Consider the following 11,132-nt stretch of genomic DNA (forward strand, 5'->3'; position numbering starts at 1 on the left):
ATCTCTCCGTCTTCCTCTAGGCCGACTAGAGTGGCCCACACCGGCACGCCGCGCACAAAATTTTTGGTGCCATCGATAGGATCAATAATCCACCGCCGGTTAGAATATCCGCTGCTCTCGCCCTCTTCTTCTCCGAATATGGCGTCACGCGTACGGTATTTCCCCAGCATATTGCGGATAATTTTCTCTGCGCCGCGGTCGGCATCAGTGACGGGAGTGAAATCTGGTTTAGTCTCTACCTGTAAATCTAAGGCGCGAAAGCGCTGCTTTGTAAAATGATCTACCTGATCAATGATGCCGGAAATTACCTGTAAATCATCGGAAAGTCGAGAACGTTTAGCCATAGCCATATTCTACGTGGAAATACGAGCGAGTAGGTACTATCTCAGTTTTTATCCCACTCCGGCACGTCAATAGCGGCTAGAAGACGGTGGAAAGAAGCTACGCGCCGGCGTAGATGTGCTTCGGATACTTCCCCGAGGCAGCATTCTAATTCTCCTTCTCTATGCCGGCATCCACGGGGGCAAGCAGCTGCTATTGCTGCTAAATCTGGAAAACTAGGCAGTAATTTTTCCGTATCGATATGGGAAATTCCAAAAGTGCGGATACCGGGAGTGTCTATCACTACTCCGGATTCCGGCAGGGCAAAAGCCATAGCGGAAGTGGAGGTATGCCGGCCTCGGCCCGTCACCTCATTCACGGTTCCGATATCGCGATTAGCGCTGGGTACGAGGGCATTAATTAAAGTAGATTTACCTACTCCGGAATGCCCAACCAGCACGGAAACTTTCCCCTCCAGGTAAGAGCGCAATTCGCGAAGGCTCTCTGCATTAATTTCAGCTTTTTGCTGCGCATTTATTTGCGCAGAGGTGATGACGGTGGGGAGTGCTAAATCTTGGTAAGTAGCTAAAAGTGCTGCCGGAGAAGCTAAATCCGCTTTTGTGAGCACCAAAATTGGGCGGATATTACCGTCATAGGCAGCCACGAGGCAGCGGTCAATCATACCGATGCGCGGTGGGGGATCCGCCAAGGCGCTAATAATAAGTAGCTGATCTACATTGGCAGCAATTACTCTTTCTTCTCCGGTTTTCTCTCCCTCGGCGCTGCTCCGGCGTAATACGCTCTGGCGTTCATCCACTTTTACAATGCGCGCCAAAGTATTCTGCTTTCCAGAAAGATCTCCTACTACCGCGCAGATATCTCCTACCACTACGCTTCCCGGCGGAAGTTCACGCGCTTTCACCGCTACCAGCGGTGTGCCCTCTGTAAGTAACCGCATATGATAACGGCCGCGATCCACCCGATATACGCGGGCGCGGGAAGCGCGGGAGTAATCAGGGCGAATTTTCGTGCGCGGGCGGGAGCCTTTACCGGGGCGCACCCGTACGCGGTAGTCATCAGTGCCGATATCTCTTCTCAACGGCAAAATTCCTTCCATTGCCGGGGAAAATCTGGAAAAGTTTTTGCAGTGGCCTCTATGCCTGCTATCTTAATACCCGCAATGCGCATTCCTAAAATAGCTCCGAAAGTGGCTAAACGGTGATCATTATGTGCATCAATAATAATTTCGCGCGCTGCAATATCGCGTTCCGCAATATCGGGCGCCGCCCCACCGCGCAGACTAGGGGTATTAGGCAGATTGGCAGCAGTGGGTTGGGAGCGGGGAGGAGTGATCTCTAAGTCAGTGCCCCCAACTATGCGTGCTTTTACTCCTATTTTCGCTAATTCACTACTTAGAGCTGCTAAACGGTCACTTTCATGGCCGCGCAGATGAGCGATATTGCGCAGATAAGAAGTGCCGGAGGCAAAGGCGCATACGGCAGCTAAAGTGGGTACTAATTCGCCAATGGCGCGGCAATCTATATCTATTTCCTTTAGCGTGGATGGGCCAGTGAGAATTAGATCTCCGCTGTGATCTGCGCAGTGGCAGTGCGAAAATTTTCCGCCCATCTGGCTAAATATCTCCCGATAAGATATCCCTGGTTGGTGGCTGCGTGCCGGCCAATTCGCGATCCGCACTTTTCCTCCGCTCACCATAGCTCCCGCGAGAAAAGGTCCGGCATTACTGAGATCAGCTTCTACCTTTTGGGCAGCTACTTGGAGTGAGCTCGGCGCTATACGCCAATGATATGCGCGCGCGGTCGAGTTTAGTTCTGCCGAGTGCAGTTCGGTAATTTTTCCTCCCGCTTGGCGGAGCATATGCGCCGTCATTTCGATATAGGGAAATGACGGGAGTGGCGCGGGAGCTACTAGCTCTAAACCGCGTTGGAAACGAGGCGCAGCCAAAAGTAAGGCAGAGATAAATTGCGAAGAAGCCGCCGCATCGAGATGAATTTTTCCGCCCTGTATTTCCCCCCTTCCTTTTATACGTAAAGGAAAAGCGCTAGCAGAAGAGTTGCCAGCTGTTTCTACTTCGATTCCTAAATCTTTTAAGGCGGTTATTAGCGGAGAAATTGGCCGGCGCGCAGCTTGCTCAGCGCAGTGAAAAAGGCTTTCCCCGCTTGCTAGGCCAGCTAGCGGCAATAGGAAACGCATTACGGTGCCAGCTAATCCGGTATAGATTTTTCCGCCGTGTAAAGGTGCGGGATATATTTTCCAAGCAGCATCGCTTTGCTCGATTTTCACCCCTAAATTACGGAGTCCGTTCACCATTAAATCAGTATCTTCTGCTTGGAGTGGAGAATAGAGGGTAGTGGGTTTTTCACTCAATGCCCCTAGTATAAGCAGGCGGTTGGTAGCTGACTTAGAAGCAGGTAAATTAATATCTCCGGCTACTGTTCCGGCGCGAGGGGCGGGCCATAAATCAGGCATAAGGATTTTACTTCGCTACTATTTATGGGCCGCAGAGCGATATTCATTGCTCCAGCCGGCGACCTGCGCTGCGTAGAGCAGAAGTGCATCTGATAGTAGGTAGAGAATATCGAAATTCTTTTCCGAATTTTCTTGTTCCCAAAAAGGATGCCGAGCTAGCGAAACTGGTATTTGCAAAGCGAGAATCCCGACTGCAGCGAGTTTTCTAAAGCGACCCACGGCCAGTGCACTACCGGCAGCAAGCATAGCTCCGCCGCTGATCCGAGTAATAAGAGGTAAATGCTCCACGGGAAACTCAATGCCGATTTTCTCCAACCAAGTGACAAATTTTTCTCCCTGCTTTCGATGAGCCGGGGCATTCAGCAGAGCGTCAGCTCCAGATGCTATATAGGGCGCGGCAATCAAGAGACGAGAGAAAGCAGGTGCAGCTGGCATAGTAAATCCTTTTCCGCTTAGGAGAGAGGGCGAATGATTTGCATCTTAAGTGTAGGCATATTTTTAGGTGACGGCATACTTAACTCCAATTTCCTCTAAAAAAGTAATGCCTTGTGAAAGTGGTCTGCGGAGAAGTAAGGGCGTGGCGTTTTTAGTATCCTAGAGATGATGAATGAAGAAAAAAATGCAGTTCTTGCTCCGCGCGCAGAGTCAGAGAAAGAAGCAGAGTCCGAGAAAGAACTGGAAGAAAGATTTGCTCGGGAGGCTTTGCCGCTTCTCGATCAGATCTATGCGGGTGCTCTGCGTCTTACCCGCAATAAACAGGATGCAGAAGATTTAGTGCAAGAGACCTTCACCAAGGCTTTTGTTAAATTTTATCAATATAAGCCGGGTACGAATTTGAAGGCCTGGCTCTATCGCATCCTCAATAACACTTTTATTTCTAATTACCGGAAAAGTCAGCGCCGACCGCAAGAATCTGACCATGCGGAAGTAGAAGAATGGCACGAATATAAAGCTGCTTCTCATCACGCGGTGGGTTTACAGTCGGCAGAGGCGGAAGCGATAGAAAACCTGCCTAACCAGGAAATTCAGGAAGCTTTTTACGCTCTTCCGGAAGAACGGCGCACAGTAGTTTATTTGGCCGATATCGAGGGTTTTTCCTATCAGGAAATAGCGGAGATTATGGGAACTCCGGTGGGTACGGTGATGTCGCGCTTGAATCGGGGGCGAATGCAGTTGCGAAATATATTGCGCGATTATGCTCGCCAGCAGGGCTACCAAGCAAAGGAAGAAAAATGAGTGGGCAATCTGCAGAAGAAAAAATCGCTGAGTTAATGGCGGAATTGGATGCTTGTCCGTGTCATGGTGGTTCCGATTGTACTTGTGGAGCCGCCTGCCGCTGCGATGAATTATTAGAGCATCTTTTTGAATTACTCGATTACGAAGTGCCGGCGGAGTATGCGCACCGGCTGCTGGAGCATGGTCGCGGTTGTGAGAATTGTTTAGAGACGATTCGGGCAGAATTGCGGGTACGTGCGGTTATTCGCCGTTCTTTCACAGATCTTGCTCCGCGCTCGCTGCGGCTACGTATTACGCAGCTGACTATTAGAAGAGATTGTACGGATTAGATTTTGCCAGCGCCGGAGAAAGCGAGAGGAATACTACTTTTATGCTTGCCACTTCTTGATGCTGAAATCAGTATTTTTCGCTACACTGGGTAGTCGGTAGTAAATAAGCTTTTTAAGGAGCAAAGTTATGTCTAAGCGGGCAAATAAACGGCGTGCACGCCGGAATAAGAAAGCAAATCACGGCAAAAAGCCCAATTGCTAAATTAGTAAAAGCAGAGGTGAGAAACTCCGTTTCTCACCTCTATTTTTATTTTTCGAAAGCTTATTTTCTTCTAAAGTCTATTCAGAAAATAGATCAGCAGAATTTATTCCGAGCCATTGGTGCCAGCCGTGGTGCAAGACCAGCCAAGCTATTAGCCCATATCCGGCTTGGCGCGGGGTATATCCACCGGAAATAGCCATATCGGTAGCCCACTGGGCGTGTTTGGAAAGAGGCTCATAGGTCTCTACATAGGGAATATCTCTGCGGGAGCAGACTTCGGAAAAAGCTCGTGATAATTCAGTAAGGCGGGCCGGTTCCACATCGGGGCGCGGTGGCGGGCCGACTACAAATGATGCCAGTTGATGGCGCTCGGCGTTATCCAATAAATTCGCTAGATACAGCCGAGAGCGAGCTGAGCTCAAGCCGGCGTCTAAATCGTGGGAGCCGAGGCCAATTACGAGGCGATTATCGGCATTCTTGCTGCGCCGAGGCAGCACTTCTCCTTCCCAGCGATTAGTTAAAGTAGCAGAAGATTCACCCGGGAAAGCTAAATTGATAGCCAATAGTGGGGGATCCAACGGAGTGCGTGCCACTACTCGACCGCTCCAGCCGAGGGCGCGTTTATCACCTAGTCCGGCAATTAGTTCGTCTCCTACAAAAAAGACTCGTAGATTTCGCTTCATGATTACCCTTCAGCTGCTTATTTTAGAGGCCACTGCCCATATTCTAACTATTTTTCACCTAAAACTTATAAAGAAATGCCGCTATGCGGCGGAAATAGTTTCTTTTACTTGGGCTAATAAATAGGTGTGGAGGGTATCACGGAAAATAAAGACCTAACCGCTAGCCTTTTCGTTATCAAAACGTTATTCTTTAAGATAGCGGAGCAGCCGCAGATGATGAAAATAACGACGAAGCGGGGAAAATTTTGGCAATAGATAGCGCTGGGCGGAGGTTACCTTCCCGCCGCGAAATCCGTTTGGCGGCGCAGAAAGCTTCGGCAGCAAAAGTATCCGCTGTTTCGCCAGATTCACCCCGGGAATTTATTGCTGCGGCGCCAGAAAGTGTTTCTGCAGTAGCTGTGACTGCCTATATGCCAGCTTTGGCGAAATATCCTCCGCAAAAAAGTAGTTTTCCAGCTAAGCATCTGCAGCAGATTCGCCAGAGTTTGCCAGTCCCTTCCTTTATCTCTAGCTTAATAGCAGCGGGAGCTGCGGCTTTGAGTACTATGGCGCTCGTGCAAGTGCAGGCAGCTATCGCGGCTCCCAAATTCAATACTGCGCAATCCTTACTTTCGGAAGTGGCAGTAGATTCTGCCACTACTCCCGATACTTTATTGGCTGCGCCCGGAGCAGATGAGACAGCAAAAATGCAGGCCGCTTTGGAGGCGCTACAGGCAGGGCGGGCACATTGTTTGCCGCAGGTAGGAGCAAATTCGCTAATCGGAGCACTCGCTCCCAGCGCAGAGGAAATTATTTATTCCCCCCTGCGGAGCGGCACTTATACAATTTCTTCTCCTTTTGGGGTGCGTTCTGATCCCTTCAGTGGTGCTGCTAAGATGCACGAAGGTCAAGATTATTCAGCTCCAGCTGGTACCCCGATTTATGCGATTGCGGATGGTACCGTATTGGCCGCCGGGAAGACGGCGGAGACTGGCTCTGCGAATATAATTGTGATTCAGCATGAGATAAAAGGTGAAGTATTCACTAGCTGGTATCTGCATATGTACGACGACGGTATCCATGTAGCTGCGGGCGATAAAGTAAAAGCGGGGCAGGTAATTGCTGCTGTGGGATCGCAGGGGCGTTCTACGGGCGCGCATTTGCATCTGGAAATCCACCCAGGAGCTGGGATGAAGACCAGTGCGGTAGATCCGGCAGAGTTTTTAGCTAAGCACGGCGCGGTAGATATCGGAAGCTCTTGCCGGTAAATCGCTTAGAGATAAAAATTTTTTCGATAAAACTTTTACCTAGAAAATTTCTGTCGTTAGAATAAAAGCAGAGCGTATTAAATGAGCGTGCCTGGAAAGGTTTGATTATGTCTGCTGCCGGTAGAATGTGGAAATTACAGGAAAAGCCAATAGTTCTTGCACATCGCGCGGGGGGAAACGAGGCGCCCGAAAATTCGCTTCTCGCCTTTGCCAATATGGAAGAAAAAGGCTTTAAGTATATCGAAAGTGATGTGCACGCCAGCCGCGATGGGGTAGTGGTAATTTTTCATGACGATACTTTGGAACGCACGACGAACGGGCGCGGAAAAATTGCACATAAATCTTGGGCAGAGCTGGCCGAGGTACGGGACCACTCGGGGCATTCTCTATTGCGATTTGCAGATGTTTTAGAAAAATTTCCGCAGCTAGTCTTGAATATTGATTCTAAAGAGTGGCAGGTAATACGGCATTTAGTGCGTGAAATTAAAATTCACGACGCGCAGGAGCGCATTTCTCTCAGTTCCTTTAGTGAAATGCGCTTGAAAGTGTTGCGCCGTCTTCTCCCCGGCGTTACCTCTTCGCTCGGGGAAGGAGCGCTGGTATTGCTGGTATTAGCTGCGTACTTACCATCGCCATTGCAAAATATTCTCTGCTGGTTTGTGCCTGGCAATAAGCAAAAAGTAGAAGCGGTGCAAGTGCCGGTAGCAGCCTACGGAATAAAAATTATTACTCCGGCTTTTATTCGGCTGTGCCATCGGCGAGGTCTAGCGGTACACGTATGGACTATTAACGAAGAAGTGGAAATGCACCGACTTTTGGAGCTCGGTGTAGATGCTTTGATAACTGATGAGCCGAGCCGGGCGCGGCGCGTAATAGAGGATTTTTGGGCATCTAAGGCAGAAAATCGGCCCGAGTAATAGAATGCGATTAGGCGAAGAATATTCCGCCGCTTTAGTTTGTATTTTTAACTCACCGATAAGAGAGAATTCAATGGCGAATCGTAGGGAAGCCGATTTACTCGGCGAAAAAGAAGTGCCGGATAGTGCATACTACGGAATCCACACTCAGCGAGCGCTGGAAAATTTCCAGATTTCTAATAAAAAAGTGCGGGATATTCCGGATTTCGTGCGCGGAATGGTGCAGGTGAAAAAAGCCTGTGCACTTGCGAATGCCCAGTTAGGAGTACTACCAGAAGATATAGCCGCAGCTATTGTGGGAGCTTGCGATGAAGTACTGGAAAAAGGGCGTTGCCTTGAGGAGTTTCCAGTAGACCTATTTCAAGGTGGTGCAGGTACTTCTACCAATATGAACACCAATGAGGTGATCGCTAATTTAGCTTTAGAAGCGCTGGGCTATGAAAAAGGGCGTTACGATATTATTCATCCCAATGACCACGTGAATAAGTCCCAATCCACCAATGATACGTATCCGGTGGGGATTCGCCTCGCCGTATACCAAGAAGTACTGTGTCTATTGGAAGAACTGGAAAAGCTGGAGGCTGCTTTAGCGGTAAAAGGTGTGGAATTTGCGGGGATACTGAAAATGGGGCGTACCCAGTTGCAAGACGCCGTGCCGATGACGCTAGGGGAGGAATTTCAAGCTTTCGCCAGTTCTATTCAGAGTGCCAAAGAGGCGCTGGCGCAAGATGCGGAAAAATTGTTATACGTCAATTCAGGAGCCACGGCAATCGGCACCGGAGTAAATACGCCGGCGGGTTTTTCGCAAGTAGTGGCAGAAAAACTAGCTGAAGTTACGGGTTTAGCTATTAAAAATGCTCCTGACCTGATGGAAGCTACTTATGACAACGGCGACCATGTGCTTATTCATTCGCATTTGAAAAGATTGGCGCACAATCTCACCAAGATCTGTAATGATTTACGGCTACTTTCTTCGGGTCCGCGGGCGGGACTGAATGAGATAAATTTGCCGCAGATGCAGGCCGGATCTTCGATTATGCCCGCAAAAGTAAATCCGGTAATTCCGGAAGTGGTAAATCAAGTTTGCTTTAAGGTGATTGGCAACGATACAGCAGTATTGTTGGCGGCTGCGGCCGGTCAGTTGCAGCTAAATGTGATGGAGCCAGTGATTCTAGAGGCGATGAGTGAGTCTTTCCAGCTGCTCACTAATGCTTGCCGTACGCTGCGCCAGCGTTGCATTGAGGGAATTACGGCGAATCGGGAGATTATGCGTTCCTACGTCATGAATTCTATCGGTATCGTCACCTATCTCAACGATATTCTCGGGCATGAAAAAGGCGATTTAATTGGTAAAACTGCTGCTAAGAGCGGGAAAAATATAAAAGAAGTGGTTTTGGAATTAGGGCTGCTCACAGAAGAGGAAATCGATACCTATTTGTGTGAAGAGGTATTTTTGAATCCTGAGTTCTCCGGAAAGATATATAAGCCAGGTGAAAAAGGTTTGCCGCCCACTCCAAGTGCGAGTTGAGTTCAAAATTAGCTGAGTTCAAAACTAGCTTTTAATCTGCGCCCCGAACAGGATTCGAACCTGCGACCTTTCGCTCCGGAGGCGAACGCTCTATCCCCTGAGCTATCGGGGCAGATATATTTGCGATACTTTTTGTATCGGGTTTCAGTGTAGCAGTGAACGCCGCTAGATTCCGAACTAAGTTTTTGAAGTGTCACACGTAGCACATTGCAGCCGGGCAAATTACTTAATGGCTAAGTTCACCTCCACTCGCTAGAGGCTCTGCCGCCCGGCTCGGTAGAATGCAATTATGACTCCTGAGGAACTTGCTGAACTTATTGCGAAATCATTGCGCCAGGTGCGTGCGAATAAAGAAATTACTTTTACGGATACGGATATGCCTGCCGTGCGAGTAGAGCGCCCGCGGGCCCGGGCGCATGGCGATTGGTCTACTAATATAGCTATGCAGTTGGCGAAAAAAGCGGGCTTAGCTCCGCGCGATTTAGCGGAGATTTTAGCTGCTGAGCTGCGTAAGGAAAGCGGCATTGCCAAAGTAGAAGTGGCGGGTCCGGGATTCCTCAATATCTATTTACAGGCGGCAGCAGCAGGAGAATTGGCGCGCAGTATTGTGGAAGCGGGAGCTGCCTACGGCACTTCTACCGTCAATAAAGGGCAGACAATTAACTTGGAATATGTTTCCGCTAATCCCACTGGCCCAATCCATATAGGCGGTGCACGCTGGGCAGCTGTGGGTGATTCTTTAGCACGAATCCTGGCAGCTACTGGTGCAAAAGTGGTACGTGAATACTATTTCAATGATCACGGCGCACAAATAGATAGATTTTCTTCTTCCCTTCTCGCGCGCTCGCGTGGAGAAGAAGTGCCAGCAGATGGCTACGGTGGGGAATATATTTCCACTATTGCTGCTCAGGTACAGGCTGAGCATCCGGAAGTGGATTTCGCCGGGCTCCCACGAGAAAAAGCGCAGGAACTTTTCCGTAAATACGGCGTAGCGCAGATGTTTGCAGAAATAAAAAAGGAACTTACCGATTTTCGAGTGGAATTTGATGTTTATTTTCATGAAGATTCCCTTTACTCCTCAGGAGAAGTAGAAGAAGCCTTAAAGCAGTTAAGAGAGCGGGGTGCCCTCTACGAAAAAGATGGCGCCACGTGGGTGCGCACTAAAGAATTTGGTGATGATAAAGACCGCGTAGTAATAAAAACTAATGGGGAAACTGCCTACTTTACGGGTGATATCGCTTATTACCTCAATAAACGCCGGCGGGGAAGCGACTGCGCCATCTATTTGCTAGGAGCGGACCATCACGGATATATCGGGCGGATGTATGCGATGGCGCGCGCGTTTGGAGATGAAGCGGGCAGCGGAAAAAATATGGAAATCCTCATCGGGCAATTAGTGAATCTTTTACAGGATGGGGAACCGGTACGGATGTCAAAACGAGCCGGTAATGTGGTGGTGCTCAGCGATTTAGTGGAAGCGGCCGGAGTAGATGCGGCGCGCTATTCACTGGTGCGCAGTGCAATGGATACGCCCTTGGAAATTGATTTAGCACTAATATCTGCGCACACCAACGATAACCCCGTCTATTACGTACAGTATGCGCATGCGCGTATCTGCTCAGTAGCGCGCAATGCGCAAGAGCATGGAGTGGAACGGCGTGATTTTGATCCGGCTTTATTGAATACGCAGACGGATAAGGATCTGCTCGCCACTTTAGCTCGCTATCCGGAAGTGGTAGCCCAGGCGGCGGAACTGCGCGAACCGCACCGAATTGCGCGCTATATTGAGGAAGTAGCGGGGGCCTATCATGCTTGGTATGGTAAATCGCGTGTCACTCCGCGCGCTAGTGATCCCGTGACTGCTACTCATCGGGCGCGTTTATGGTTGAATGACGCCGCCGGGCAAGTACTAGCAAATGGGTTGCAGCTTCTGGGAGTAGCCGCTCCGCAGCAAATGTGAAAGTAGAGAGCCGCATCGGGCAGAGCAGGAGGAAAAGATGAATTTGGAAAATGTGGCTGCCCCTCGCCCAGATAATAGCTGGAGCGGAATTTGGTCGCAGCAGGTGGAAGTGCTTGCGCAGGGGGAATATGCGGTGGCGAAAATTCCGGTAAGTGATTTAGCTGCTCGTTTTGGTACTCCGCTGTATATCCTCGATATCGCAGATGCGCGGGCCCGCGC

The 11,132-nt window shown here is 49.6% G+C and carries 12 protein-coding genes, 1 tRNA gene and 1 pseudogene; 8 read left to right on the forward strand and 6 right to left on the reverse strand.

Annotated features, from left to right (window positions below; genetic code table 11):
• The 4 genes from Q0X35_RS04200 to Q0X35_RS04215 form a co-directional block, all read right to left on the reverse strand.
• Positions 1-344, reverse strand: a 344-nt coding sequence (locus Q0X35_RS04200; protein WP_297565882.1) for an inositol monophosphatase family protein, incomplete at its 3' end; no start/stop codon positions are given.
• A gap of 41 nt (positions 345-385) precedes the next feature.
• The gene (gene rsgA, locus Q0X35_RS04205) at positions 386-1,426 is read right to left on the reverse strand and encodes a ribosome small subunit-dependent GTPase A (RefSeq protein WP_366084434.1); all 1,041 of its coding nucleotides are present in this window, start codon (positions 1,424-1,426) and stop codon (positions 386-388) included.
• Entirely contained in the window at positions 1,417-2,811 is a 1,395-nt protein-coding gene (locus tag Q0X35_RS04210) for a 3-phosphoshikimate 1-carboxyvinyltransferase (RefSeq protein WP_297565885.1), read from the reverse strand. The genes rsgA and Q0X35_RS04210 overlap by 10 nt, the downstream gene beginning before the upstream one ends.
• Positions 2,812-2,829: 18 nt before the next feature.
• Positions 2,830-3,246: a DoxX family protein gene (locus Q0X35_RS04215; protein WP_297565888.1), complete on the reverse strand. Its 417-nt coding sequence runs from the start codon at positions 3,244-3,246 to the stop codon at positions 2,830-2,832.
• 165 nt (positions 3,247-3,411) lie between these two features.
• Here Q0X35_RS04215 and Q0X35_RS04220 point away from each other — a divergent pair, with 165 nt between their 5' ends.
• Both Q0X35_RS04220 and Q0X35_RS04225 read left to right on the forward strand, forming a co-directional pair.
• Entirely contained in the window at positions 3,412-4,047 is a 636-nt protein-coding gene (locus Q0X35_RS04220) for a sigma-70 family RNA polymerase sigma factor (RefSeq protein ID WP_297565890.1), read from the forward strand.
• Positions 4,044-4,376: a hypothetical protein gene (locus Q0X35_RS04225; RefSeq protein ID WP_084789972.1), complete on the forward strand. Its 333-nt coding sequence runs from the start codon at positions 4,044-4,046 to the stop codon at positions 4,374-4,376. Before Q0X35_RS04220 ends, Q0X35_RS04225 begins: the two co-directional genes overlap by 4 nt.
• 279 nt (positions 4,377-4,655) lie before the next feature.
• Here the strand turns inward: Q0X35_RS04225 and Q0X35_RS04230 are convergent, their stop codons facing one another.
• Positions 4,656-5,261, reverse strand: coding sequence for a GDSL-type esterase/lipase family protein (locus tag Q0X35_RS04230; RefSeq protein ID WP_297565894.1), 606 nt, complete (start codon positions 5,259-5,261; stop codon positions 4,656-4,658).
• Between Q0X35_RS04230 and Q0X35_RS04235 the strand changes: the two genes are divergently transcribed.
• From Q0X35_RS04235 to aspA, 4 genes are all read left to right on the forward strand, one after another.
• Positions 5,260-5,385 (forward strand): hypothetical protein, encoded by a 126-nt coding sequence (locus Q0X35_RS04235; protein ID WP_297565897.1) that lies wholly within the window; start codon positions 5,260-5,262, stop codon positions 5,383-5,385. The two genes, Q0X35_RS04230 and Q0X35_RS04235, sit on opposite strands and share 2 nt — an antisense overlap.
• Before the next feature lie 121 nt (positions 5,386-5,506).
• A complete protein-coding gene (locus Q0X35_RS04240) occupies positions 5,507-6,508 on the forward strand; it encodes a M23 family metallopeptidase (protein WP_297565899.1) in 1,002 nt (333 codons plus the stop codon).
• A gap of 107 nt (positions 6,509-6,615) precedes the next feature.
• Positions 6,616-7,425: a glycerophosphodiester phosphodiesterase gene (locus Q0X35_RS04245; protein WP_297565901.1), complete on the forward strand. Its 810-nt coding sequence runs from the start codon at positions 6,616-6,618 to the stop codon at positions 7,423-7,425.
• Positions 7,426-7,498: 73 nt separating this feature from the next.
• A complete protein-coding gene (gene aspA / locus Q0X35_RS04250) occupies positions 7,499-8,953 on the forward strand; it encodes an aspartate ammonia-lyase (protein ID WP_297565903.1) in 1,455 nt (484 codons plus the stop codon).
• A gap of 39 nt (positions 8,954-8,992) precedes the next feature.
• Here aspA and Q0X35_RS04255 read toward each other — a convergent pair.
• Positions 8,993-9,065, reverse strand: a tRNA-Arg gene (locus Q0X35_RS04255).
• 177 nt (positions 9,066-9,242) lie between these two features.
• Here Q0X35_RS04255 and argS point away from each other — a divergent pair.
• Together argS and Q0X35_RS04265 are read left to right on the forward strand one after the other, a co-directional pair.
• The gene (argS, locus tag Q0X35_RS04260) at positions 9,243-10,913 is read left to right on the forward strand and encodes an arginine--tRNA ligase (protein ID WP_297565906.1); all 1,671 of its coding nucleotides are present in this window, start codon (positions 9,243-9,245) and stop codon (positions 10,911-10,913) included.
• A 37-nt stretch (positions 10,914-10,950) separates the two neighbouring features.
• A pseudogene (locus Q0X35_RS04265) lies at positions 10,951-11,132 on the forward strand (diaminopimelate decarboxylase); the annotation flags it as partial.

Source organism: uncultured Arcanobacterium sp. (assembly GCF_947253055.1).
In the GTDB taxonomy this organism is placed as follows: Bacteria; Actinomycetota; Actinomycetes; order Actinomycetales; family Actinomycetaceae; genus Arcanobacterium_A.